Origin of the sequence: Christiangramia oceanisediminis (assembly GCF_022570735.2) — a bacterium.
In the GTDB taxonomy this organism is placed as follows: domain Bacteria; phylum Bacteroidota; class Bacteroidia; order Flavobacteriales; family Flavobacteriaceae; genus Christiangramia; species Christiangramia oceanisediminis.
This window is the reverse complement of sequence record NZ_JANCNS010000001.1, coordinates 1,033,700-1,057,735: the sequence shown is the minus strand read 5'-3', so window position 1 is coordinate 1,057,735 and position 24,036 is coordinate 1,033,700. Positions and strand designations below refer to the sequence as shown.

Annotated in this window: 24 protein-coding genes and 1 pseudogene; 11 read left to right on the top strand and 14 right to left on the bottom strand. The window is 43.5% G+C overall.

The window, feature by feature from the left end; genetic code table 11:
* From rnc to pyk, 3 genes are all read left to right on the top strand, one after another.
* Entirely contained in the window at window positions 1-732 is a 732-nt protein-coding gene (gene rnc / locus MKO06_RS04720) for a ribonuclease III (RefSeq protein WP_241549507.1), read from the top strand.
* Between the two features lie 115 nt (window positions 733-847).
* Window positions 848-1,333 (top strand): IPExxxVDY family protein, encoded by a 486-nt coding sequence (locus MKO06_RS04715; RefSeq protein ID WP_241549506.1) that lies wholly within the window; start codon window positions 848-850, stop codon window positions 1,331-1,333.
* Window positions 1,333-2,763, top strand: a complete 1,431-nt coding sequence (gene pyk, locus MKO06_RS04710; protein WP_241549505.1) for a pyruvate kinase — start codon at window positions 1,333-1,335, stop codon at window positions 2,761-2,763. The genes MKO06_RS04715 and pyk overlap by 1 nt, the downstream gene beginning before the upstream one ends.
* 258 nt (window positions 2,764-3,021) lie before the next feature.
* On the opposite strand, the gene MKO06_RS04705 is transcribed toward pyk, so the two are convergent.
* A complete protein-coding gene (locus tag MKO06_RS04705) occupies window positions 3,022-3,528 on the bottom strand; it encodes a lipocalin-like domain-containing protein (protein ID WP_241549504.1) in 507 nt (168 codons plus the stop codon).
* A 6-nt stretch (window positions 3,529-3,534) separates the two neighbouring features.
* A complete protein-coding gene (dinB, locus tag MKO06_RS04700) occupies window positions 3,535-4,623 on the bottom strand; it encodes a DNA polymerase IV (RefSeq protein WP_256946154.1) in 1,089 nt (362 codons plus the stop codon).
* 96 nt (window positions 4,624-4,719) lie between these two features.
* Here dinB and MKO06_RS04695 point away from each other — a divergent pair, with 96 nt between their 5' ends.
* From MKO06_RS04695 to MKO06_RS04680, 4 genes are read left to right on the top strand one after another with little or no spacing between them, the layout of a single operon-like run.
* Window positions 4,720-5,388, top strand: a complete 669-nt coding sequence (locus tag MKO06_RS04695; protein ID WP_241549502.1) for an NAD(P)H-binding protein — start codon at window positions 4,720-4,722, stop codon at window positions 5,386-5,388.
* 1 nt (window position 5,389) lies between these two features.
* Window positions 5,390-5,863 carry a CYTH domain-containing protein gene (locus MKO06_RS04690; protein WP_241549501.1) on the top strand — a complete coding sequence of 158 codons (474 nt, stop codon included), beginning with the start codon at window positions 5,390-5,392 and terminating at the stop codon, window positions 5,861-5,863.
* Window positions 5,860-6,360 (top strand): YciI family protein, encoded by a 501-nt coding sequence (locus MKO06_RS04685; RefSeq protein ID WP_241549500.1) that lies wholly within the window; start codon window positions 5,860-5,862, stop codon window positions 6,358-6,360. The genes MKO06_RS04690 and MKO06_RS04685 overlap by 4 nt, the downstream gene beginning before the upstream one ends.
* Window positions 6,361-6,362: 2 nt before the next feature.
* Complete coding sequence (locus MKO06_RS04680; RefSeq protein ID WP_241549499.1) at window positions 6,363-7,295, top strand: DUF5996 family protein; 933 nt, start codon at window positions 6,363-6,365, stop codon at window positions 7,293-7,295.
* Here MKO06_RS04680 and trxA read toward each other — a convergent pair whose 3' ends face one another.
* From trxA to MKO06_RS04650, 6 genes are all read right to left on the bottom strand, one after another.
* Window positions 7,296-7,592: a thioredoxin gene (gene trxA, locus MKO06_RS04675; protein ID WP_156280427.1), complete on the bottom strand. Its 297-nt coding sequence runs from the start codon at window positions 7,590-7,592 to the stop codon at window positions 7,296-7,298. It abuts the gene before it with no gap.
* A gap of 125 nt (window positions 7,593-7,717) precedes the next feature.
* On the bottom strand, window positions 7,718-9,115 hold the full coding sequence (locus tag MKO06_RS04670; protein ID WP_241549498.1) for an efflux transporter outer membrane subunit: 1,398 nt from the start codon (window positions 9,113-9,115) through the stop codon (window positions 7,718-7,720).
* A 22-nt stretch (window positions 9,116-9,137) separates the two neighbouring features.
* Window positions 9,138-12,266 carry an efflux RND transporter permease subunit gene (locus tag MKO06_RS04665; protein ID WP_241549497.1) on the bottom strand — a complete coding sequence of 1,043 codons (3,129 nt, stop codon included), beginning with the start codon at window positions 12,264-12,266 and terminating at the stop codon, window positions 9,138-9,140.
* 6 nt (window positions 12,267-12,272) lie between these two features.
* A complete protein-coding gene (locus MKO06_RS04660) occupies window positions 12,273-13,406 on the bottom strand; it encodes an efflux RND transporter periplasmic adaptor subunit (protein WP_241549496.1) in 1,134 nt (377 codons plus the stop codon).
* A gap of 15 nt (window positions 13,407-13,421) precedes the next feature.
* Complete coding sequence (locus tag MKO06_RS04655; RefSeq protein WP_241549495.1) at window positions 13,422-13,913, bottom strand: GbsR/MarR family transcriptional regulator; 492 nt, start codon at window positions 13,911-13,913, stop codon at window positions 13,422-13,424.
* A gap of 157 nt (window positions 13,914-14,070) precedes the next feature.
* A complete protein-coding gene (locus MKO06_RS04650; RefSeq protein WP_241549494.1) occupies window positions 14,071-15,132 on the bottom strand; it encodes an isoaspartyl peptidase/L-asparaginase family protein in 1,062 nt (353 codons plus the stop codon).
* A 229-nt stretch (window positions 15,133-15,361) separates the two neighbouring features.
* Here MKO06_RS04650 and MKO06_RS04645 point away from each other — a divergent pair, with 229 nt between their 5' ends.
* From MKO06_RS04645 to MKO06_RS17155, 3 genes and pseudogenes are all read left to right on the top strand, one after another.
* Complete coding sequence (locus MKO06_RS04645; RefSeq protein WP_241549493.1) at window positions 15,362-15,904, top strand: 3-hydroxyanthranilate 3,4-dioxygenase; 543 nt, start codon at window positions 15,362-15,364, stop codon at window positions 15,902-15,904.
* A gap of 60 nt (window positions 15,905-15,964) precedes the next feature.
* The gene (gene amaB / locus MKO06_RS04640) at window positions 15,965-17,518 is read left to right on the top strand and encodes an L-piperidine-6-carboxylate dehydrogenase (RefSeq protein ID WP_241549492.1); all 1,554 of its coding nucleotides are present in this window, start codon (window positions 15,965-15,967) and stop codon (window positions 17,516-17,518) included.
* 389 nt (window positions 17,519-17,907) lie between these two features.
* Window positions 17,908-18,012 (top strand): annotated as a pseudogene (locus MKO06_RS17155) (YkvA family protein); the annotation flags it as partial.
* Window positions 18,013-18,161: 149 nt separating this feature from the next.
* On the opposite strand, the gene MKO06_RS04630 reads toward MKO06_RS17155, so the two are convergent.
* The 6 genes from MKO06_RS04630 to MKO06_RS04605 all read right to left on the bottom strand — a co-directional run bounded on the left by MKO06_RS04630 (window position 18,162) and on the right by MKO06_RS04605 (window position 23,011).
* Window positions 18,162-18,710 (bottom strand): DUF3575 domain-containing protein, encoded by a 549-nt coding sequence (locus MKO06_RS04630; RefSeq protein ID WP_241549491.1) that lies wholly within the window; start codon window positions 18,708-18,710, stop codon window positions 18,162-18,164.
* Between the two features lie 77 nt (window positions 18,711-18,787).
* The gene (locus MKO06_RS04625) at window positions 18,788-19,792 is read right to left on the bottom strand and encodes an acyl-ACP desaturase (RefSeq protein WP_241549490.1); all 1,005 of its coding nucleotides are present in this window, start codon (window positions 19,790-19,792) and stop codon (window positions 18,788-18,790) included.
* A 126-nt stretch (window positions 19,793-19,918) separates the two neighbouring features.
* Window positions 19,919-20,647 (bottom strand): metallophosphoesterase family protein, encoded by a 729-nt coding sequence (locus tag MKO06_RS04620; RefSeq protein ID WP_241549489.1) that lies wholly within the window; start codon window positions 20,645-20,647, stop codon window positions 19,919-19,921.
* Window position 20,648: 1 nt separating this feature from the next.
* Window positions 20,649-21,785 carry an ATP-binding protein gene (locus MKO06_RS04615; RefSeq protein WP_241549488.1) on the bottom strand — a complete coding sequence of 379 codons (1,137 nt, stop codon included), beginning with the start codon at window positions 21,783-21,785 and terminating at the stop codon, window positions 20,649-20,651.
* A 56-nt stretch (window positions 21,786-21,841) separates the two neighbouring features.
* Window positions 21,842-22,231, bottom strand: coding sequence for a four helix bundle protein (locus tag MKO06_RS04610; RefSeq protein WP_241549487.1), 390 nt, complete (start codon window positions 22,229-22,231; stop codon window positions 21,842-21,844).
* Window positions 22,232-22,261: 30 nt separating this feature from the next.
* Complete coding sequence (locus MKO06_RS04605; RefSeq protein WP_241549486.1) at window positions 22,262-23,011, bottom strand: SDR family NAD(P)-dependent oxidoreductase; 750 nt, start codon at window positions 23,009-23,011, stop codon at window positions 22,262-22,264.
* Window positions 23,012-23,162: 151 nt separating this feature from the next.
* Here MKO06_RS04605 and MKO06_RS04600 point away from each other — a divergent pair, with 151 nt between their 5' ends.
* The gene (locus MKO06_RS04600; RefSeq protein ID WP_241549485.1) at window positions 23,163-24,008 is read left to right on the top strand and encodes a DUF4382 domain-containing protein; all 846 of its coding nucleotides are present in this window, start codon (window positions 23,163-23,165) and stop codon (window positions 24,006-24,008) included.
* The last annotated feature ends 28 nt before the right edge of the window (window positions 24,009-24,036 follow it).

Genomic DNA, 24,036 nt, shown 5'->3' with positions numbered 1-24,036 from the left:
ATGAGCGTTATTCGTAACATATTAAATTCCCGCTCTGGTAAAGGCGGGAATTTTTTTAATATACTTACCGGAATCCTGGGGTTTAAGCCCAAGAATCTCATTCATTATAAAAAAGCATTCACCCACCGTTCCCTTAATCAAAGAGATTCTGAAGGCAACGCGATTAATTTCGAACGCATGGAATTTTTAGGGGATGCCATGCTGAGCGCCGTAGTTGCTTCTCACCTATTTAAGGCGGTTCCAGGGGGGAATGAAGGTTATCTTACCAAGATGAGATCCAAGGTAGTAAGCCGTAAACACCTGAATGAACTTGGAAAGGATCTTAAACTTATAGATCATGTTCAAACCAATATTCCGAAGGAACAATTTGGGGTGAACATTCATGGGAATCTTTTCGAAGCCCTGGTGGGTGCCATCTATCTTGACCGGGGATACAAATATTGCAAACGCTTTATCTATGATAGGGTAATAGATCCTTACGTGGATATCGAGCAACTTGAAGGAAAGGTGATCAGCTATAAAAGCCTGGTGATAGAGTGGTGTCAGAAAGAAAAAAAGGATTTTGAGTATGAGACCTATGAGGATACCGGGAACGACGAATTAAAACATTTTGGGGTAAAACTCTGGATAGAAGACAAAGTTGTTGGAAAAGCCAGGGCGACCTCCAAGAAAAAAGCCGAAGAAAAGGCCTCAAAAAGAGCTTACTACGCACTGCAGACAAAAATGGAATAATTTTTTAAGAAATTAACGAGAACTAAAACGTTTTCGTAGAAAATTATGAATTTTAGGACTGCTTTATCCTCAAATTGTCAATCAAATAGTATCTTTAGCCTTCAAAGTTAAATTTATGCAATCGCATAAAGTGCTTCTGGATGTTGAAGATGAGCATTTTCAATTAATTGCTATTTATTCCTCTATGGAGGAATACAAAATGGCATTTTTTTTAAATAAGTATCTAAAGCTTAAGCTCACAAGAGATCGGATGGATATAGATTTTATGCATAATCTTTTTAATGCTGTCTATCCTCTGTATTCTTTTAAGAATCCCGCCACCTACCTTAAATTTGAACTTGTAGCTAACAAGTTTAAAGGCAAACCGGTAAAGGTGCTTAGGTCTGGTTCACTATTCAGGGAAGAAGAGGTATCTCCACAAGAGGTTTACCTGGTTCCCGAATATAACAAGGTTGATTATTTTTTGAAGCTAAGCGAAGAGGCAACAACAAACGAATTCCTGAGAATGATCAACAGTATAGGGCAAATTCCTGGAGTTCAGGCCGCACATGCGATTGATGTAGATAATCTTAAATCCAAACAAAATCTAATTTTCGAATAATGCCTACCAACAAGAAAACAAAAATAGTCGCAACTCTGGGCCCTGCAACCAGCACTAAAGACGTATTGAAGAGAATGCTGCAGGAAGGGGTAAATGTATTTCGAATTAACTTTTCACATGCCGATTATGAAGATGTAAAGGAACGTGTAAAAATGATTCGGGAACTAAACGAGGAGGAAGGTTTTAACGCCGCTATCCTTGCCGATCTTCAGGGGCCTAAACTACGGGTTGGGGTTATGAAGGAAGAGGTAGTGGTGAATGAAGGCGACGAAATTACTTTTGCTACCGGCGAGGAGTTTAAGGGCACCGCGAAAAGAGTTTATATGAACTATGATTCGTTCCCACAGGATGTAAAAGCCGGGGAGCGAATTTTGCTGGACGACGGAAAGCTTATTTTCGAAGTAGAATCTACCAATAAGAAGAACGAGGTTAAAACTAAAGTAATACAGGGAGGGCCCTTAAAATCGAAAAAGGGAGTTAACCTGCCAAATACCAATATTTCACTTCCGGCCCTGACCGAGAAAGATGTAAAAGATGCCGAATTCGCCTGTGAACTACAGGTAGACTGGATCGCACTTTCTTTTGTGAGACATGCTGAAGACCTGATGGAACTTCAGGAGCTGATCAAGAAACATAGCAAGTATAAAATTCCAATCGTCGCGAAGATCGAAAAGCCGGAAGGAGTCGCTAATATTGACAAGATCGTGGCTTACTGCGACGGACTGATGGTGGCACGTGGAGACCTTGGAGTTGAGATTCCTGCCCAGGAAGTACCATTGATTCAGAAAAAACTGGTACTAACCGCTAAAAAGGCAAGGATCCCTGTGATCATCGCAACCCAGATGATGGAAACCATGATCACCAGCCTTACACCAACCAGGGCTGAGGTAAATGATGTTGCCAACTCGGTGATGGATGGGGCAGATGCGGTAATGCTTTCGGGAGAGACTTCGGTAGGGCAGTACCCGGTACAGGTGATCCAAAAGATGTCGCAAATACTACATTCCGTAGAAAATTCACCACTGATCAAAGTGCCACATGAGCCACCTCACGTAAGAACTAAAAGATATATCACCAAGGCGGTTTGTTATCACGCGGCCAATATGGCCAACGAGATCAAGGCAAAGGCGATTTGTACTCTTACAAATAGTGGATACACCGCTTTCCAGATCTCAGCATGGAGACCTGAGGCACATATCCTGGTTTTCACTTCAAATACCAGAATTCTGAACCAGTTAAGTTTGCTTTGGGGTGTTAAGGCATTCTACTATGATAAATTTGTAAGTACCGACGAAACCATCGAGGATATTAGCGCAATTGCTAAGAAATATCGATTTGTGGAGGCTGGAGACTTTACCATCAACCTGGCGGCAATGCCTATTACTGCCAAGGGAATGGTGAACACACTTAGGGTTTCGGAGATCGAATAACAGAAGAATTAATCAAATTTAAAAAAACCGTAAGTCCTGCTTACGGTTTTTTATTGTCGTAAATCACCTTCCATCTTTTGCCTAAGGAGTACAGAAGAAGTGTTACTACAGTCCCAACAATTATAGATCCAATTAAGTCTATCCAAGTATAGGTTATGCTTCCCTCAAAAATATGATCATATCCTACGGATAATAGCGCTGTAACCGATACGAATAGTAGGATACTAACCAGCATACTTTTCTTCATGGATGATTATTTTAATGATGAAAATACCGGTCACCTATGTCGAGATCTTCTCTTACCAGGATATCGGTAATGGTGCGCGAAGTATTTCCGTATTGGGTGTGTTTAAAGGATAATTTCAGGGTATCGGCACTTAGTTTCAGGATCTTGAAATATTTATAATCCTTATCTGTATTCAGTAATTCCGGAATATCAGGGCTGCTGATCTTGATATATGGATCGCCCTTTGCCCCTTTTTTAAATTCCCAGTTTCCCACAAGGCTTGGTCCGCAATTGTCATTTTCAGCATTGTTATCGCTAACCTGATGATCTTTGCTAAAGCTCTGCCGGTAGCTCATAAAACAGGGTCCCATATTCATTCGTACCTCATTATTATATCTTCTGGCGATCTTCCAGGTTTTGGTACTGTCACCGTGAAGCAGCGATTCAGCATTTTCAGGTAACTGGTAAGTCTTTTCTTCGGAACAGGACAGGAATAAGGCCGCAAGCCAGATACACGAGAGAAGATGCGGGTATTTCATGAAACTTTAGAATTTGAATTTTAACTGAACCGAAATCTCCTTCTTTTCATTTTCATCTTCCTTTTCCGTATTCAAATTGGATAAACTAATGCCTAACAGGCGAACTGAATCCTTCATTTTTTCCTGGTATAACAGCTCTTTTGCGAGTTCAAGGATCAGTTCCTTACTGGAAATATAGTAATTTATGGTTTTACTGCGGGTTTGCAGGGTAAAGTCACTGTATTTGATCTTCAAAGTCACCGTCTTCCCGGCCACCTGGCTTTTATTCAGTCGTCGTTCGATCTCTTCAGCGATATTCTTCAGTTTTTCCAGCATAAAGATCTCTGAACTGATGTTCTCGCTGAAGGTTCTTTCTGCGCCAAGGGATTTCCTGATTCTGTGCGGCTTTACTTCGGAAAGGTGAATTCCCCGCACCACGTTATAAAAGTGTTTGCCGCTTTTTCCGAAATGCTCGGTAAGATACTCCTCGGTTTTTTCCTTCAGGTCCTTTCCGCTGAAAATGCCCAGGCGGTACATTTTCTCGGCGGTTACTTTTCCTACTCCGTAAAATTTTCGAATATCCAGGTCTTCTAAAAACTGAAGCACTTCTTCCGGCGGCACGGTTTTTTGTCCGTTTGGTTTGTTGATATCGCTGGCCACCTTGGCGATAAACTTATTGATCGAGATCCCGGCCGAAGCATTCAGGCCCGTTTTTTCCTTAATTTGATCCCGTATCTGTTTCGCAATAAGCGTGGCGCTGGGCAGCCCTTTTTTATTTTCGGTTACGTCTAAATAGGCTTCATCCAGCGAAAGCGGCTCCACCAGGTCGGTATATTCAAAAAAGATTTCCCTGATCTGCTGTGAGATCTCCCGGTATCGTTCAAATCGGGCTTTTACGAATATCAGGTCCGGACAATTTCGCTTAGCGATCACGCTGCTCATCGCGCTTCGTACGCCAAATTTCCGCGCTTCATAACTGGCTGCGCTTACCACCCCGCGTTGGGAACTTCCACCAACGGCAACAGGCTTTCCACGCAATTCCGGGTTATCCAGTTGCTCTACGGAAGCATAGAATGCATCCATATCAATATGAATGATTTTCCTGTTGGAGTTCACGTTTCAAAGTTACAGTTTCTGAACATAGGTTGTAAGTCTACATTCCACTGGAAAAATTGATAACTTTATAGAATCGATAAATAAGATTCTAGGAACATGAATAAGACCGCAATCATCCTTGGCGCAACCGGATTAACCGGAGGTATTCTTTTGGATAGGTTAATTGAAGATGAACGATATACCAGGATAAAGGTCTTTACCCGAAGACATGTAGATCGAAAACATGAAAAGATCGAGGAATTCCTGGTAGATCTATTTGAACTGGAAACCCTGACCGAACTTTTTACGGCAGACGAGGTTTTTTGTTGTATTGGCAGTACCCAGAAGAAAACTCCAGATGAAGAAGTTTACAGGATGGTAGATTTTGGTATTCCGGCAACGGCAGCCAAACTTTCAAAAAAGAATAATATCCAGACTTTTCAGGTCATTTCCTCCATGGGAGCCAATGAAGAGAGCCGGTTCTTTTATAATCGTACAAAAGGCGAGATGGAAGGTGCAGTAATCGAAAAAGGAATACCGCATACCTATATTTTAAGACCCTCTCTAATCTCGGGTGATCGGGATGAAAGCAGGCCGTTCGAATTCGCCTGGAAAAAGATCATGACACTAGGCGATCGCCTGCTGGTTGGAAAATTAAAGAAATATCGAAGCATACATCCCGAAACCATCGTAGATGCGATGATCTACCTGGCAAATAACCCGTACCAGAGTGGAAGAATAGAATCTGATGAAATAAAAGATATAGCTTCTAAGCACAAAAAATAAGATGAAAGAAATCGAAAGAAAATTCCTGGTACGTTCTGATGAATTCAAGGATCTGGCCCATAGAAAATATCTAATCATCCAGGCTTACCTCAATACCGACCCGGAAAGGACCATTAGGGTTAGGATCAATGACCAAAAAGGCACTTTGACGATCAAGGGGAAATCTTCAGAAAATGGTATGACGCGTTTCGAGTGGGAAAAGGAAATTCCCCTTGATGAAGCAAGAATCCTTCTAAAGATCTGCGAGCCTGGAAAGATCGAAAAAAATCGATATGAGGTGTTAGAAGGCGATCATACCTATGAAGTTGACGAGTTTTATGATGAAAATGAAGGCCTGGTGATCGCTGAAGTAGAACTCGAAGACGAGGAAGAAATTTTCCATAAACCCGACTGGCTTGGAGAGGAAGTCACCGGAAAAGCTGAGTATTATAATTCAAATCTGCTAACCAACCCATTTAAAACCTGGAAATCATGAAGAAAATATGGACGATAATAGCCGCTGTGGCTTTAATTTCCTGCCAGGGGAAAGAACAGAATAATAATTCCCTGGAGACTGAAAGGACCAGGCCAGCAGATAGCCTTGTAAAAAATGATATCGCTGAAATGGAAGCTCGCTTAAAAAAAGATGGATACCAGACATTTAGTTATAAAGATGGGGATACCACCTATTTAATGCAGCAATATTATATGGTATTTTTAAAATCAGGTCCTACCCGTAGCCAGGATTCAACGGAAGCCGCTGAATTGCAAAAGCAACATATGGCACACCTGTCCAGGATGTACGAAGAGGGCTATACCAGTTTAACTGGCCCCATGGGAGAAGACGGTGATCTTAGAGGGATTGTGGTTTACAATACGCCAACTCTGGAAGAGGCCGATAGCCTTGCCAGGCTGGACCCGATGGTACAGGCCGGCAGGCTAATCGTAGAAGTCCATCCATGGTGGGTGGCCAAAGGAGGAACCTTAAAATAATAATGATGAAAACAGCCAGTAGATTGCCCGATTTCAAATATGTTGGTAACGAAAAAGAGAAGCTAAGCCTGCACCTATTGTTTCAAATGATGGGCAAGATCAGGATGTGTTTCATGCCAAGGAAGAATCACTGGTGGTACATTACATTATATGTAAATGAAGAGGGCTTTACCACCGGTCCTGTTCCAATTAAGGATGGGTTTGAAACCTTCTCGATCAATTTAAAAGTTCTGGATGATGAAATACAGGTGAGGAAAAGCACGGGTGAACTAAAAAGTTTTGCACTGGAGGAAGGCACGAACCTAGGCACCTTTTACATGCGTCTTATGGAGATCATGGATCAGCTGAGCATTCCCGTAAAGATCAATTCCAGGCCTTATGATCTTGATATTGCAGATAAATTTTCAGAGATCAAACATCTTCATCATTACGATCCCGATTATGTGAGAACCTACTGGAAAGCTTTCAGGTGGACAGATGGGGTTTTTAAGGAATTCAGCGGAAGATTTTACGGTAAGACCTGCCCGGTTCATTTATACTGGCATTCCATGGATCTTGCAGTAACAAGATTTTCTGGTAAAAAAGCACCGCCAATGCCGGAAGAGGCACGAATATCAGATAAGGATGCTTACAGCCATGAATGCATCAGTTTTGGATTCTGGGCCGGGGATGACAATGTACAGGAACCTGCATTTTATTCTTATACGTTCCCATCACCGGAAGGGTTAGATAACCAGCCGTTAGAACCAAAAGAAGCCAATTGGGTAATGAATAATGGTACGCCCATGGCCATTCTCACTTATTCCGATCTGCTGGAAAAGGACAATCCACGAAAAGCCCTGCTGGATTTTCTTGAAAGTGCCTATCAGGCCGGGGCCTCCTTAGCCAACTGGAATATTAAGGAACTCAAAGTTCCGCCCCTCAGCGAGCTGTGATCAGGCTGAAGTGATACGACTTTTGATCTCTTCTGCAGGCATCACTCCAGACTGTCTCCAAACCTGTTCTCCATTTTTAAAAAGGATCATGGTTGGCACTCCGCGAACCTGGTATTTTCCTGCCAGTTCCTGGTTTTTGTCCACATCTATCTTTACGATCTTTACCTGGTCTCCAAGTTCTTCCTTTACCTGTTTTAATATTGGTGCCAGGGTCTTGCAGGGACCACACCAATCGGCGTGAAAATCGATCAGTACCGGCGTTTCGCTTTTGATTATTTCACTAAAACTGCTTTTCATTTTTGCTGGTTTTAAGCCTAAATTTACGATTTTGTGCTTCAGAAAACCTTTAAGATAGGGTTAAAAAAGACCCCGCGCATTAGGCTTGGGGTCCTCATTCAACTAATTATCGATTTATAAAGTTTTTATTGCCAGCCTCCTCCCAGCGCTTCATAAAGATCCACGATAGATCTTAGCTGGTTGAAGCGTGCATTCGTAAGATCCAGGCTGGAATTAAGAGCATTTTCCCTGGCTGTTAGAACTTCCAGGTAATTGGCAAGACCATTTACAAGCAGTTCTTCAGAATATTCCGTAGCCAGGTCATAAGCTTCAAATTCTTTTTGTTTCACTTCGATCTTTTCGGTTGAAGCCTGGTAAGAATAAAGCGCATCTGAGACTTCCTTGCTGGCTGTAAGGATCGCTTCACGGAATCTCAACCTTGCCTGTTCCTGTTCGGCTTGTGAAACCTCATATTCGGTCCGGATACGACGCCCGTTCAGGATGGGTTGAGCAAGTCCACCTATGATCGTGGCGAATAAAGAATTCACACTAAACAGGTCCTCTGCTTCCAGTGCCTGAAGTCCGCCGGTAGCTGAAAGCGTAAGGGAAGGATAAAAATTGCTTCGGGCCACGTTGGTTAGCTCAAAGGCGTTCATCAATTCATATTCGGCAGCCATGACATCGGGTCTGTTCCGTAATAATTGAACCGGAACCCCAATATTGAGCTCGGTAGTGATCTCCTGTTCGTCCAGTTCGGTCCGGTCTATCTGTTTCGGAGCTTCACCCAGCAGGATAGAAAAGGTATTTTCCAGCAATCTTTCCTCGTTTTTCAGATCAATCAGAATGGCCCTGGCGGTGTAATATTGTGCTTCGGTTTGTTTTACCCCAACCTCGGTAAGATTACCTGCTTCTTTAAGCGCCTGGGTCACATCGAGACTTTTTTCGCGGGTATCCACCGTTTCCTGGGTGATCCTGATCTGTTCATCCAGTGCAAGCAACTGGTAATAAGTGGAAGCGATCTCAGCGATCAGCCTGGTTTTTACAGCCTGGTGGGCGGCAAGGCTCTGGAGATAACGAGCATCAAAAGCCCTTTTCTGACTGCGAATTTTTCCCCAGATATCGGCTTCCCAGGAAAGTCCTGTGCTTATTTCGTATTGGTTCACCGAACTGAAAAAGGACCCGAACTGGCTGTTTTCTGATAGTTCCTGGTGAGTGAAGGTTGCATTCCCATCAAGAGTGGGTAGATAGCCTGCTTTTCCCTGCTTTACATACGCCTCGGCTGCGATGATCTGCTGCAGCGCTACCCTGATGTCTATATTGTTCTCCAGGCCTTTTTCAATATGATCCTGCAGTACAGGATCTGTAAATAGTTCGCGCCAGGAAACATTCGCCATATTCAGGCTGTCCTGGTCAATATTATCGGTTCTGAACCTCTCCTCTTCTACTACTTCAGGCTGATTATAATCCTTTGCCACAAAACAGGACTGAAGACTTATAAGCGCAAAGCCAGCAAGTATCAATTTCAGATTAAAAAACTTCTTCATTTTCTTCGTTTTCCTGATTTGATTAATTGTTTTGAACGCTTTCGGGTTTTTTACCGATCTTCTCCTGCAACCACTGGAAAATGATGAAAAGAACCGGGATCACGAAAACTCCGAAAACGGTTCCTATCAATAATCCTCCTGCGGCACCTGTACCAATAGACCTGTTCCCTTCGGCTCCCACACCGCTCGCGAGTACAAGCGGTAAAAGCCCCAGGATGAATGCGAAGGAGGTCATCAAGATTGGTCTTAATCGTACCTTAGCTCCGTCAATGGCAGCTTCGGTGATGGATAATCCTTCATGTCTTCGCTGCCTGGCAAATTCCACGATCAGGATCGCATTTTTGGCCAGCAACCCAATAAGCATGATCAGGGCGATCTGGAAATAAATATTATTCTGAAGTCCGCTTAACCAGGTGGCCAGGTAGGCACCAAAAACTCCTATCGGCAGCGACAGTATTACTGAAAATGGCAGCAGGTAACTTTCGTATTGAGCAGCCAGCAGAAAATAAACGAATACGATGCTGAGCATAAAGATGATCCCCGCCTGTCCGGAAGACGCGATCTCCTCACGCGTTAACCCGGAAAAAGCCACATCGTAGCCGTTCGGTAAAACTTCGTCTGCGGTTCTTCGAATGGCATCAATTGCCCCACCTGAGCTATAACCGGGTGTTGCGGTACCGTTTATCGCCACCGCGTTAAAAAGGTTGAATCGGTTAATGCTTTGTGGGCCGTATATCCTGTTCAGGGTCACGAATTGGGAAACGGGTGACATTTCTCCGCCTGAAGTTTTTACGTACATGCTGTTCAGGCTTGTTTTTTCAATCCTTTCATCTGGCAGGGCCTGAACAAAAACGCGATACTGTTTTCCAAATCGGCTGAAGTTGGCAGTGTAAATTCCTCCGATATATCCCTGGAGTACAGAAAGTATGTCGTTTACTCCCACGCCGGCCTGTTTGGCCTTGGCAGTATTGATATCGATTCGCAATTGCGGATAATTAGTGCTGAACGGGTTCGAGGCATAAGCGATCTCTGGCTGCTGAATAAGATTATTCACGAAATTGTTCGCCGTTTCATCGAGGTCTTCCAGGCTGCCGGCCTGCCTGTCCAGTAATTGCATTTCAAAACCATCGGCACTACCAAAACCAGGAACCGAGGGAGGGGTGAAATAAATGATCTCGGCGTCGCTCAGGCTGGATGATTTCTGATTGAGTTTTGCGATGATGGAATCTATGCTGGTCGCTTCTGTCTCTCTTTTTTCCCAGTCTTCCAGGATGATAAAGCCCATAAAATTAGAACTACCAGCACCGGAGAAAAAGTTTCTTCCAGCTATTACGGTAGCAGTTCTAACACCTTCCACCTCCTGCATCTGGTCATAAAGCAATTCGGCGGTTTTAAAGGAACGGTCCAGGGAAGACCCCGGAGGCAGATCTCCGTTCACGAAAACAACTCCACGATCTTCAGTTGGGACAAAGCCAGTAGGGATCTGATTATTTGCCCATAAAATAAGTCCTGCAGCCACCCCAAGAATTACGAAGCTCAGCCATTTATTCCGGGTTAGGAAACCAAGGGAAGACACATATTTATCCCGGGTAGCTTCAAAAGCAGCATCAAAAGCTGCGTAGAATTTTTGTAAAAGGTTTTTCTTCTTATTCTCCTTTTCGGGTTTCAGGAAAATGGCGCAAAGAGCTGGACTTAGTGTAAGTGCGTTCACTGCCGAAATAAGAATAGCAATGATAAGCGTTACTCCAAATTGCTCATAAAAGACTCCCGCCGGTCCCTGGATAAAGGTGATCGGAATAAAAACCGCTGCCATTACCAGGGTTATCGAAACGATCGCGCCTGCGATTTCACTCATGGCCGAAACCGAAGCTTTTTTAGGATCCTTTTCCCCGCCCTCTAGTTTGGCGTGCACGGCTTCCACCACCACGATGGCATCATCTACCACGATCCCGATAGCCAGGATAAGCGCGAAAAGCGTGAGCAGGTTGATAGAATATCCCAGCATGTTCAAAAAGAAAAAAGTTCCTATGATCGATACCGGAACGGCAATGGCTGGAATTAATGTTGATTTTAGGTCCTGGAGAAAAACGAAGACCACCAGGAATACTAAGAGGAAGGCTTCGATCAGGGTGGTTTGTACCTTGGATATGGAAGCCGTAAGAAATTTATTGGTGTCGTAATTGACTATATATTCCACTCCCTCCGGAAAGTCCTTCTTCATTTCGTCCAGCCTCACATAGATCTCTTCAATGATCTCCTGGGCGTTGGATCCCGGAGTTTGGAATACCCCGAAACTCAGTGCCGGGTAACCCTTCGATTTGGATAAGGAGGAATAGGATTGAGCTCCCAGTTCTACGGTCCCTACGTCTTTTAAACGCAATAGTTCCCCGTTTTCCTGGGCTTTAATGATCACGTTGGAATACTCCTCGACGGTTTTATACCTACCGCCATAGGTTAAAACGTATTCAAAGGATTCCCCGGCGTTCTGGCCGAGAGCTCCTGCTGCGGCTTCCAGGCTTTGTTCTCCTATTGCAGCAGTAACATCTGATGGTACCAGGCCATAATTGGCCATTTTTGCGGGATCCAGCCAGATCCTCATCGCGTAATCCTTACCACCAAAAACAGTGACCTCTCCAACTCCGTTGATCCTTTGAAGTTCTGGCTTTACATTGATGTTAAGGTAATTCTGAAGAAAGGTGTCATCGAAATCGGGATTAGTGGAATAAAGCCCGGCATACAATAAAGCCGAATTCTGGGCTTTTGTCGTGGTAACCCCGGAGCGAATAACTTCTGAAGGCAACACGGCATTCGCCCTGGCCACCCGGTTTTGAACGTTCACCGCTGCGATATCGGGATCATATCCCTGTTCAAAGAAAACCTGGATCGTGGCGGAACCATTATTACTCGCACTGGAGGTCATGTATTTCATCCCTTCCACACCATTGATCTCTTCCTCGATGGGAATGATCACACTTTCCACGATAGTCTCTGCATTGGCCCCAGGGTAAGTGGCGCTTACCTGTACGGTTGGCGGGGCAATATCGGGATATTGTGTTACCGGAAGCTGGGTGAGCCCAAGAATACCAAGGATCACGATAATGATCGAGATCACGGTAGATAGTACAGGGCGTTCTATAAATGTCTTAAGCATAGATCCTTATTTGAATACCTGGTCAAATGAATTGGTGATACTATCGAGGCTTACCCTTTGAGGTTTTATCTTCATGCCTGGCCTAACCTTACTGGTTCCCTGGGCAAGAATGATGTCTCCCTCGTCAACCCCATCATCATCCCTGATCACATACAGCTTATTCACCTCGGTTAAAATTTGAATGGCGCTGGAGGTGAGGGTATCTGCCTTTACCTTATAGACGAAGCTTTGTCCCTGTCTTTCATAAGTTGAAAGGCTAGGCACCACGACAGCGTTCTCATAGGTTTTCGGGATCTTTACGGTGCCGCTGCTTCCGTTACGGAGCAGGCCGTTATTTTCGAATTTTGCCCGGAAAGATATCGTACCGGTTTGTTCATCGATGTTGCCTGAAATGGTTTCGATCTTTCCCTCTTTTTCATATGCTCTAGAGTTCGCCATTACCAGGCTAACTTGAGGCATATTGCTGATCTTTTCTGAATTGGTCTTCCCTTCGGCGTCACTCATAAAATCAAGAAAGTCTTTCTCGTTCATGGAAAAAATGGCGTATACCTCTTCTATGGAAGAGACCTGGGTAAGTGGCATCTGGTCCTGGGGACTCACCAGTGCTCCTTTCCTGAAATTTATTTTTCCTACCACACCATCTACCGGGCTTTTGATATTGGCATACCCGATATTGGCGGTTATACTGTTATAATTGCTTTTAGCCTGTTCCAGCTGAGCTTTGGCCGTTTCCAGCTGCACCTCGCTGATAATGTCCTTTTCCACAAGCGGTTTTAGTTTTTCAACTTCCACCCGGGCCGCATTCACATTGGCCTTGGCAGCCTCGGCATCCTGGTTCAGGGATTCGGTTTCCAGCTTAAATAACAACTGGCCCTTTTTCACTTCTTCGCCTTCTTCTACAAGCACATCTGTAATATAACCCGAAACTTTAGCCCGAACAGCACTGTTTACCGATCCTTCAATGTTCGCCGGATAGGAATTGAAAGCGGTTACGGTCCTTCTGGGGACTTCCAGGACCGGGTAGGTTGGAGGCGGTCCCGAAGCGGCATTTTGTTCACTGGAATTTCCCTCATTACAGGAAACCATTCCAGCGAGGCCGATCAAAGCAATAAGAAATTGAAAAAATGTTCTCTTTTTCATAGCAATTTTTAATTCTTAATCATTTTCATATTCCGAAACTCGCTGAATGGTAGTTTCCAGGTTTTCTTTTTGGGCAGCCAGGTATTCCCTGAACAGTTTGGGAATGTGACCGTCCTTTTCAAATTTTTCTGAATTATAGGTAGCGTTGAACTGTATGATCTTTTCCACCATTTTGATCTCTTCCGAAATATTCTCGAGGTATTCCTTGAGGGTATTTTTCAGGTAAGCCCTGCTGGCTTTGAAAAATCTTTTTCGGTCCCCGGGTTTGGTAAAATAATCTACCTTTTTGGTTTGCATCAGCAAATTGAGCTGCGTGGAAACCGAGCTTTTGCTCGCCGCGGTGATCTCCTTGATCTCCTCGAAAGTATGGCCATCGCTGGGTGAAAGTATCATGATGGCATAGATACGAGCCGCCAGTGGCGCCATATTCTGAGTCTTCTCGAAGTGTAAGCCAACCTCTTCGATCAGTTTTTGCTTTTCGGGCGAACAACAGTCCATTTTCTTCATAAGGCCGCAAAATTATTCTTTTTGTTCGGTAACTTCCGAACCAATAAAACTAAAATTTTGTTAATCCTTCTTAAGGATGTTTTGAAGTGTTTAGCGAAACCCCGGGAAATAAAAAAGTCCGCCATGAGCGGACTTTGAAGCAAAAAATAAAAATAGTTTATTCTGAATAGATCCCGATTTCCAGTTCACCTTCCCTGTTCATTTTTGCACGGTACATGCCGGCGGTGTTGAATTCCATGGAAACATTTCCTTCATGGTCGATGGCAACGATACCGCCATTTCCACCTAATTCTGGCTGTTTATTCTGTATCACTTCTTTTGCCGCTTCTTCCAGGCTTAGGCCTTTATATTCCATCAACGCCGAAATATCATAGGCAACCACCCCGCGGATGAAATATTCTCCCCAGCCTGTACTGGAAACTGCACAGGTCTTGTTATTGGCATAGGTTCCGGCACCAATTATTGGTGCATCGCCAATTCTGTTATATTTTTTATTAGTCATTCCACCTGTTGAGGTTCCGGCGGCCAGGTTACCGTTCTTATCAAGGGCGGCGCAGCCTACGGTTCCGAATTTTTCATCTTTGATGAACGGGTCGTAAAAAGCTGTTTTATTTGCCTCTTTGTTTTTTTCTCTTTCGCGGGCTCTTTCCATAGATCTGTAGCGGTTTTCGGTATAGAAATATTCAGGATCTACGATCTCCAGTCCCTGCTCCTTGGCAAACTGCTCGGCGCCCTTGCCAGAAAGCATCACGTGTTCTGAATTTACCATCACCTCGTAAGCCAGGTTAATAGGGTTTTTCACATTTGTCACCCCGGCAACAGCGCCTGCATTCAGGGTTTCTCCATCCATAATAGAAGCATCCAGTTCATTTTTGCCTTCGTTGGTAAATACGGCTCCTTTTGCTGAATTGAAAAGCGGGCTGTCTTCCATCACGTTGATGGTTCGTTGTACTGCTTCTATCGCCGTTCCGCCATTGGCAAGGATCTCGTGACCGGTACGAATGGCCTCTTCCAGCTTGGCTTTATAAGCCTGCTCCAGCGAATCGCTCATATTTTCTTTAAGGATGGTACCGGCACCGCCGTGGATGACGATCCCGAAATTTTGAACGGTATCCTTTTCCGTTTTGCTGGCTGTGTCATTGCCTTCGGAAACCTGGGTATTTTGATCATTACAGGCTATTAAAAAGCTTAAACTGAATAGGAATAATAGTTTTTTCATGTTTTTGGGAATATTTGCCCTGAAAATACTAAAAATTGGAGCATATTCTATAAAAGACAATTCTTTTTATAGAAAGCGCGCCAGCGATAGCAGCGAAAAGCCCGGAGTCTCGCCAACAGGCTGGACGAGGACTTGGAGCGAATAGCGCGGTGCAGGGCAGGCGCCCAATTTAATATGGGTTTTAGAATTTTGTAAGGAGGAATGATTAATTTTAGGAAAAATAGAAAATATGGCCGTTAACGAACCATTCAATTTAAATAAGTGGATAGACCAGAACCGGGAATCCCTGAAACCGCCTGTGGGGAATCGAAATCTGTACAGGGAATCTGGTGATTATATCGTGATGATAGTAGCCGGGCCGAACGCCCGAAAGGATTATCATTATAATGAAACCGAAGAGCTTTTTTATCAGCTGGAAGGAAATATAGAAGTGCATATACAGGAGGATGGACAAAAGAAAACCATGAAACTGGGGCCTGGAGATATGTATTTGCATCCGGCCAAGGTTCCGCATTCTCCGGTTAGGCATGATGGCTCAATTGGACTGGTGGTGGAACGAAAGCGGCCGAATAAAGAAGGCAAGGACGGCCTGATGTGGTTCTGTGATAACTGCAATCATAAATTACACGAGGTTTACTTTCCCCTAAGGGATATAGAAACCGATTTTTTAAAGCATTTTAAGAAATTCTACAGCAGCAAGGAATTGAGAACCTGCAATAATTGTGGCCAGGTGATGCCAGTAGATGAGCGCTTTACGGCTGCCGAGGAATAGCGGTTTATTTTTAGTATTTTCGCTACAACTACACAAAATAATCGATAAAAACACAAATTAATGAGCAAAATCGCTGAAGAATTCGGGATCAAACAAGCCCTGAAAGATTTAGGTTTAAACGACAGCAATAACGGAACTTCCACCGGAACCGACTGGTTCAGTACCGGAGATATCATAGAATCATATTCGCCTGTAGATGGAGAGCTGATAGGAAAAGTAAAAGCTACCACCAAGCAGGATTATGAAAAGGTGATCACCACGGCCGAAAAAGGCTTTAAGGAATGGAGAACCTGGACCGCTCCTCAACGAGGTGAAGTGGTACGGCAGTTCAACGACGAATTAAGAAGACTGAAGGAGCCGCTTGGAAAACTGGTTTCCTATGAAATGGGAAAATCCTACCAGGAAGGACTCGGTGAGGTTCAGGAAATGATCGATATCTGTGATTTTGCGGTTGGACTTTCAAGGCAGCTATATGGGCTAACCATGCACAGTGAGCGACCGGGCCACAGAATGTATGAACAGTATCATCCACTTGGTGTGGTTGGGATCATTTCGGCCTTTAACTTCCCGGTTGCGGTTTGGTCATGGAACACGGCTCTTGCCTGGGTTTGTGGCGATGCCTGTATCTGGAAGGGATCCGAAAAGACTCCATTGACCTCTGTTGCCTGCCAGAATATTGCGGCCAGGATCTTTGCGGAAAATAACGTGCCAGCCGGCGTTTCCAGTCTGATCACCGGGGATTACAGAGTTGGTGAGATGATGACCAAGGATGAACGTGTACCGCTTATTTCGGCTACCGGTTCCATTAGAATGGGCAAGATCGTTGCCCAGGCTGTAGCGGCAAGACTGGGAAAGTCGCTGCTTGAATTGGGTGGAAATAACGCCATTATTGTAACTCCCGATGCCAATATCAAGAATACCGTTATAGGTGCTGTATTTGGAGCGGTTGGAACCTGCGGTCAGCGTTGTACTTCAACAAGAAGACTAATCGTTCACGAAGATGTATACGACAAGGTGAAGGATGCGATCGTGAACGCTTATAAGCAGATCAGAATCGGGAACCCGCTGGATGAAAATAACCATGTTGGTCCGCTTATCGATAAGGACGCGGTGAAGAATTACCAGGCTGCTTTGGATAAGGTGGTAGAAGAAGGCGGAAAAGTGCTTGTAGAAGGCGGCGTGCTTGAAGGTGAAGGCTACGAAAGCGGATGCTATGTAAAACCTGCGATCGCAGAAGCTGAAAATCACTTCGAGATCGTACAGCATGAGACTTTCGCTCCTGTATTATACCTGCTGAAATATAAAGGCGATGTTGGAAACGCGATCGATATACAGAACGGTGTGAGGCAGGGACTGTCTTCAGCGATCATGACCAACAATTTGAGAGAGGCTGAAAGATTCCTTTCGGCTGAAGGTTCAGATTGCGGAATTGCCAATGTGAATATCGGGACTTCCGGAGCCGAGATCGGCGGAGCCTTTGGAGGAGAAAAAGAAACCGGCGGAGGTCGCGAAAGCGGATCGGATGCCTGGAAGATCTATATGAGAAGACAAACAAATACGATCAATTATACTACCGAATTACCTCTGGCCCAGGGGATCAAATTTGATTTGTAGTTTAGTTTCTTAAGTGTAATTCATACCCCGGCTTCGCCCGGGGTTTTTTATGATCAAAAGTCAAAGCTGCTGAAAAATTCAAAGTTAAATCCAACTTAAATTGGTTGCTTAAACTTGGCTTCGGTTCAATTAATCTTTATTTTCGGCCTTATTGAAAAATCAGAATTGGAATGAGTCATATTTCAGAAGAAGAAATAAAAGAGGAACACAGAAAACGCACCGAGAACTTTGATAAAGAGGATGTAGGAAAGGTGATCGAAGAAGAGGAGCGCATCCTGAACAAATTTGAAAGTAAAGGAAAGCTCAAGCGCTATATGGACGATGCCATTTTGCTATTTTCCCTGGTTAAGGATTATGCCGGGGGAAATTACCGGGATATTCCATTCAATATCATAGCCGCTGCGGGAGCAGCCTTGCTGTACGTACTGTCACCAATAGACCTGATCCCGGATTTTATTCCTGTGATAGGTTACCTGGATGATGCGGCGGTAATCGCATTCTGCCTGAATTTGATGGAAAAGGACCTGGCGACCTACAAGCGCTGGAGAGATGGACAATCCCTGGAATCCTAATAAATGATCTTATTTAAAATAAAAAACCTGCCAGAACATGGCAGGTTTTTTTTATGCTTGAAAATGTAATTTTAAAATCGGTATCCTACATGAAAGCCGGCATTGAATTCAATGGCTGAAAATCGGTCTTTTACCTCTTCACTGAAATTCCTGCCAATATTGACAAATGGGCCAAGTACGAAGGTGTTGTTGAAATTCCATTTATACCCCGAACCCAGGCCAATGATAAAAGAATCCATATCGGTGATCCGGAGGGAACTACCGTCCTCAATAGGATCTTCCTCAATAAATTCTCCGCTTCGATATTTCAAAAAGGGATTTACATATAATCCCGAACCGGCGTAATCATTTCCGAAGTAATAATTATATCCCAGCTTAAAACTATTGGTTTTGAATTCCCTCGAGTCTTTTTCAGATCGATAGCTCATCCTATCGTTGATAAGTATAACGCCTTCCAGGGATTGATGCTCGTCCAGGAAGCGTTCGTAGCCAAATTCCACCGAAGCGATTGCGATGGTATTGGCGATATTGAGTTTGATCTCGTTCTGTCTTTCCGAAGTCTGGGCATAACCTGAAAGTACCAAAAATAATATAGCAATTAGGCTAAGGCTTTTTTTCATGATTTGGTTTTGTATGTAGTTCATAAAAAACCCTGCTAAATCAGGCAGGGTTTATATTGGTTTTTCCTTTAGTGGGATTAGACCATTCCGTTGGCTTCCACCCATTTAAATTTATGAGAATCCTGAGGAACAGCTATTCTCTCGGCTATACGGGTCATACGATCGGGAAGGGCCATTAAATAATCCCTGGCCTTTTCAGCGTCATCGCTAAGTTCCCTCATCTTATCGATTTCCCAGTAAGCATTCAGCTTTTTAAGGATGTCGATATAATCATGAGTGGTGTAAACGCCCAGTCTTTGAGCTGCATTGGAGAAGTTTTCGAAGGCTTCTGCGATACCCTGGCCAGATTCGCGGATGAACTGCGCAGGCATCACGATCTTTTTCTTCATCATATCCTGGAAAGCCAGCATCATCTCGCTTGGATCGTGTTCGAAAATGGTCTTTACGAATTCGCGGTAAGCCATATAGTGTCTCATCTCGTCACCGGCGATAATATTACACATTTTAGCCAGCATCTTATTTCCTTTCTTCTTGGCAAGTTGCCCAACTCGTTTATGAGAGATATTGGTGGCCAGTTCCTGGAAACTGGTATAAACGAAGTTTCTGTAAGGATCTCTTCCGGTACCAATGTCAAAACCGTCATTTATTAGGTGCTGAGTCGTTTTTTCGATCTCTTTCATATTCACCCTTCCGGAGAGGTATAGATACTTATTGAGCGTGTCACCATGCCTGTTTTCCTCACCGGTCCAGTGGCGTACCCATTTTGCCCAGCTGTTCTGTTCTCCACGGCTCTTACCATGTTGCTCAACACCTTCCATGTCCATTAACCAGGACTCATATGTTGGAAGTGCTTCTTCGGTTACCATGTCGGCGACCAGCACTACCCAGAAATCATAGCCTAATTCCTTGGCTTCTTCCCTGATCTGGTGGACCTGCTCAAATCCTTCCTCTTGCTGAAGGTTGGGGAGAAGATCGGTTGGTTGCCAGATCTCTTCAACGGGAATCAGATATTTGTCGATAAATCCCTGTACAGATTTTTCGACCGTATTCATTACTTCTAATCTAATATTGCTTAACGCCATGTTCTATGTCACTTTATAGTAGGGTAAATCTCCATTATCGTGCCAGGATATCTAATTTTTACCCGGCGCAAAGGAATTGAACTTCAAATATATGAATAGTCTTTTAGAAGACGTAATAATTAAAAGCTAATTTCTACCCTGTTCATCAGGGTAGAAGGTATGCACCGGATCGCTTTGATAAATTTCCTTGGTATCCACGTCGATGGCCGAAATTGGGCCCATAAAGGCTGCGCCGGTATCCACATTCCAGATATTTGCCTTGTTAACAGGTTTGGTCTCTCCAATACGGGTTACCGGGGTGTGCCCAATATAGATTTCCTTGAAATGACCTAATCTTCTTGGATACGAATGATGACCCGGTTCCAGTTCATGGTTCATGGCCAGGGCCATTTCCCAAAGGGTTCGATCCCAGTAAAAAGCAGTGCTGTGATATTCCTGTTCCGGTCCATGAAGATTGGTAAAACCAGCATGAACAAAAAGCCGGTTATCCTCGTCTTTATAATAATTGAACATATCTCTGTAGAACTCAATGTGAGCTTTCTTTTCCTTTTTGTTTAATCTACGATAGGCATCGAGACTGGACTGCCCCCCATGTTCCAGCCATTTCTGGTTCATTTCACCACTTTCGAGCCAGCGATGGGCCAGGTCGTCATGATTACCGCGAAGGAAGATGCATGAATTCTGCCTGGCCAAATCTATTAGGTAACTCACGGTATTTGCCGAATCACTCCAGCCATCTACATAATCACCTAAAAAGACCAGTTTATCATTTGGAGTGAGATCTAATCTTTCCAATAGCTGAACAAGTGCCTTAAGCCCGCCATGAAGATCTCCAATTACTAATTTCCTCGCCATATTAGTTATATTTTACCTTTCTTAAAATTCGCATACTTTCTTTGTATGACTGGTAAATTTCCTTGCTGTAGGCCTTAAGATAAGGTTTGGCTTCTTCGAGTTCGGTTAAAGCCTCATTAAAATTATTCAAATAACATAATAAAAATGTTGACGGCAGGTTTTTGAGATCTTTCTTTTGACTTTCGGTAAGCTCATGCCCGTTTTTTAATTTCTGTATAAGCGCGAGGTTGGTATTGTAGATATGAAAAAGGGTCTTTTTATCGAATCGAGGTGGTTCAAACAATAAATTGCTGTCGATATCATATCCCGCATTGTCCTTAAACCGGATGGTTACCTCCTCAAGTGGGTAATATTTGAACTGGTCATGAAATCCCAGGTGAACATATTCCAGGATACTGAAATTATCCTTGTCCACCTTAATGCTTACCTCGTCAAGATCTGAATAAAACAACTTGACCTGTTCATTGATGAGTTCAATGTCTACCCTGGAGTAATAGGTTTCATTCCTGATTTTCTTTTCCTTTCCTGCCCAGCAAACCACGAAATACTCCTTAAAAACCTTATAGGTAGGATTGTAATCCCTTCTTTTTTTCATAAAATCGAAAACGCCGTCCAGGGTGTGTTCAATATTGTTGTGCGAATGATTTTCGATCGAGGCTACGATGCCCGAGTTAACATCCTGGATCTCGATGTCGAATACCTTTGGCATGCTAATGCTTCCATCCCTGAAAAAAACCGAACCTCCATAATATTTCCAGATATTTTTTCTAAAGGAACAGATCTTTCCATGATTGGGTCTAATGGTTACCAGGCCCACCACCAGATGGTCCGGTAGATGTGGAAAAGGAATGTTTTCATAAGAAATGATAGGTGGATTCGTCAAATAGGCATTCACCAGGTTCTGGATCTTACTATCATCGAAGAAATCGATCCCGGTAATTTGGTTATCCTCATCTTCCACGCCTATCACGATATATGAATTGTTCTCGGGATTGGAATTGGAAAGTGCGCAGATATGTTTTAAGAATTTAGCCTTGCCCTCGCGTTCGCCAATATTCAACTGCCGTTTTTTATCATAGAAACTGTTCTCGTCGTTATGAGCGAGCAGGTTCTTGATAAGCAGGCGTTTGTTGATCATGGATTTTCTATTGGCTATTACTATTATTTATTTTCTATTTTCTATTGGTTTAATTTTTAGTCATATTTAGATCCTTTTCTTTCAGAGGATCTTAAATAGTTGATGAATCTAGAGATTTGTTCATTGAGAATTTCAGACTTTTCCGTTAGTTCCAGATATTCAGTCTGGGATATATAATTTCTGTCCAAAGCTCTCTGAAGCTGTGCTTTTGTTTCATGATTAGAACCACGGGCAAAACTCAAAAACTGGATGAATTCTTTGTTGCCTCCCCTTCCGAAACCTTCTGCTATATTATCCATTACGGAGCCTGAAGAGCCATTAATTTGGTCTTTTAATCTGTAATCTTTTGCTAGCTCGGTTGAATTGATCAATTTCCAAATGCTCATGCATTGAGCTCTTGCTAATTTGTAGATCTCCAGTTCTTCAAAATTTTGGTAATGAGCCATGCCTGAATAAATAATAAGAATAAAAAATAATCAATTCTTATGAACGATCGTGCTCGACGCCTGGGCGGTTGGCATCACTACAAGGTCGGCAATATTTACATGATATGGTCTGGTAACCACAAAATAAATTATATCGGCGATATCTTCTGGCTGAAGGGCATTGAAACCCTGGTAGACCTTTTCGGCTTTTTTGGTATCGCCCTTGAATCGCACATCGCTGAATTCGGTTTGTGTGAGGCCGGGATTCACCGCTCCAACCCTTATACCCGTTCCGTTAAGGTCGATGCGCATTCCCTGGTTGATCGCATCTACCGCATGCTTGCTCGCGCAATATACATTTCCGTTTGGATAGACTTCCTTCCCTGCGGTTGAACCGATATTGATGATGTGTCCTGATTTTCGTTCTATCATTCCTGGGATCACAGCTTTGCTAACATATAACAATCCTTTTACATTGATATCGATCATCGCATCCCAGTCCTCCACATTCCCTTGCTGGATTGGATCCAGGCCATGAGCATTTCCGGCATTATTAATCAGAATATTAATTTTACGGAAGTCTTCCGGAAGTGAATTCAAACTTTCATTTACTTCACTGCGGTTTCTTACATCAAAAGTGAGGATTTGTACCTCAGTTTCCACAGATAATTGTTGACGTAGCTGCTCCAGCCTGTTGGTTCTTCTTCCGCATAAGATCAAGTTCATACCCTCGCTCGCGAACTTAAGGGCGGTTGCCTTGCCAATTCCGCTGGTAGCTCCTGTAATTAAAGCTGTTAACATGGTTTTCTTTTTAAAATGATAAGGATTTCAACAGGTTTTTATTTCATTAAACCCTGGTTAAGTTGCGTTAAAATACGTTAAAAACACCTGCATGAAAAAATTCTTGCATGCATCTTGCCGTTATCCCTTCCAAAACCTATAAAATCTACTTATGAATTATTTTAAAGATCTAACATTAAAAGGCCTGTTCATGGCTGCAATCGTTTCATTTACTTTTATGAGTTGTAGTGATGATGATTCCAACGGCACAGGTGAAGGTACAGCCAGTTTAACTGTTAGGATGACCGATGCTCCAGGAGATTATGATGCTGTTCATGTGGATGTGCAGGATGTTCAAATCAAAATTGAAGGCGTAACCGAAGGCGAGGTAGAAGGAGAAGTTGAAGGTGATGGCTGGGTAAGCCTGGAAAATGTTCAAACCGGAGTTTATGATTTGCTAACGTTAACCGGTGGTGTGACCCAAATGCTTGCAGATACTGAAGTTTCTGCAGGTTACGTTAGCGAAATGAGACTCATCCTTGGAACAGAGAACTCGGTAACCGTGAATGGTGAGAAAAAACCATTGAACACTCCTAGCGCACAGCAATCTGGTTTGAAACTAAAGATCAACCAGGATTTTGAAGCTGGTGAAAACTATGCCTATATTCTTGATTTTGATGTGGATGAATCTATTGTAACTACCGGAAACGGAGGTTATATCCTTAAGCCTGTAATCAGGGTGAATGCTGAAGCCAATGCAGGAGTGGTAGTTGGAACGGTGATCGATCCGGTTGGATTGGAAACCAATATTCAGCATACGGTAAGCCTTACCGGTGAAGGAGTGAATATTTCGGCCTATACCGATTCTGAAGGTAATTTCTCATTGAATGGTGTGCCAGCAGGAACTTATGATCTTGTTGTAACTCCAGAAGCTGATGCCGGGATTTCAGTATTCACCATTACCGATGTTGAAGTAGAACCTAACGCAACTACCGATCTTGGTGAGATCGAATTGTAGAAATACAAGTAAACAACTAAACTCAAAT

Bases quoted from the DNA above. Each gene is read 5' to 3' on its own strand.
- MKO06_RS04690 (WP_241549501.1), top strand. From the start codon at position 5,390: ATGAAAGAAATCGAAAGAAAATTCCTGGTACGTTCTGATGAATTCAAG.
- MKO06_RS04680 (WP_241549499.1), top strand. From the start codon at position 6,363: ATGATGAAAACAGCCAGTAGATTGCCCGATTTCAAATATGTTGGTAAC.
- MKO06_RS04660 (WP_241549496.1), bottom strand. From the start codon at position 13,406: ATGAAAAAGAGAACATTTTTTCAATTTCTTATTGCTTTGATCGGCCTC.
- MKO06_RS04605 (WP_241549486.1), bottom strand. From the start codon at position 23,011: ATGTTAACAGCTTTAATTACAGGAGCTACCAGCGGAATTGGCAAGGCA.
- rnc (WP_241549507.1), top strand. From the start codon at position 1: ATGAGCGTTATTCGTAACATATTAAATTCCCGCTCTGGTAAAGGCGGG.
- MKO06_RS04650 (WP_241549494.1), bottom strand. From the start codon at position 15,132: ATGAAAAAACTATTATTCCTATTCAGTTTAAGCTTTTTAATAGCCTGT.
- MKO06_RS04655 (WP_241549495.1), bottom strand. From the start codon at position 13,913: ATGAAGAAAATGGACTGTTGTTCGCCCGAAAAGCAAAAACTGATCGAA.
- MKO06_RS04610 (WP_241549487.1), bottom strand. From the start codon at position 22,231: ATGGCTCATTACCAAAATTTTGAAGAACTGGAGATCTACAAATTAGCA.
- MKO06_RS04665 (WP_241549497.1), bottom strand. From the start codon at position 12,266: ATGCTTAAGACATTTATAGAACGCCCTGTACTATCTACCGTGATCTCG.
- MKO06_RS04695 (WP_241549502.1), top strand. From the start codon at position 4,720: ATGAATAAGACCGCAATCATCCTTGGCGCAACCGGATTAACCGGAGGT.
- MKO06_RS04645 (WP_241549493.1), top strand. From the start codon at position 15,362: ATGGCCGTTAACGAACCATTCAATTTAAATAAGTGGATAGACCAGAAC.
- MKO06_RS04625 (WP_241549490.1), bottom strand. From the start codon at position 19,792: ATGGCGTTAAGCAATATTAGATTAGAAGTAATGAATACGGTCGAAAAA.
- MKO06_RS04670 (WP_241549498.1), bottom strand. From the start codon at position 9,115: ATGAAGAAGTTTTTTAATCTGAAATTGATACTTGCTGGCTTTGCGCTT.
- trxA (WP_156280427.1), bottom strand. From the start codon at position 7,592: ATGAAAAGCAGTTTTAGTGAAATAATCAAAAGCGAAACGCCGGTACTG.
- MKO06_RS04630 (WP_241549491.1), bottom strand. From the start codon at position 18,710: ATGAAAAAAAGCCTTAGCCTAATTGCTATATTATTTTTGGTACTTTCA.
- MKO06_RS04685 (WP_241549500.1), top strand. From the start codon at position 5,860: ATGAAGAAAATATGGACGATAATAGCCGCTGTGGCTTTAATTTCCTGC.
- amaB (WP_241549492.1), top strand. From the start codon at position 15,965: ATGAGCAAAATCGCTGAAGAATTCGGGATCAAACAAGCCCTGAAAGAT.
- MKO06_RS04615 (WP_241549488.1), bottom strand. From the start codon at position 21,785: ATGATCAACAAACGCCTGCTTATCAAGAACCTGCTCGCTCATAACGAC.
- MKO06_RS04620 (WP_241549489.1), bottom strand. From the start codon at position 20,647: ATGGCGAGGAAATTAGTAATTGGAGATCTTCATGGCGGGCTTAAGGCA.
- MKO06_RS04715 (WP_241549506.1), top strand. From the start codon at position 848: ATGCAATCGCATAAAGTGCTTCTGGATGTTGAAGATGAGCATTTTCAA.
- pyk (WP_241549505.1), top strand. From the start codon at position 1,333: ATGCCTACCAACAAGAAAACAAAAATAGTCGCAACTCTGGGCCCTGCA.
- MKO06_RS04705 (WP_241549504.1), bottom strand. From the start codon at position 3,528: ATGAAATACCCGCATCTTCTCTCGTGTATCTGGCTTGCGGCCTTATTC.
- MKO06_RS04600 (WP_241549485.1), top strand. From the start codon at position 23,163: ATGAATTATTTTAAAGATCTAACATTAAAAGGCCTGTTCATGGCTGCA.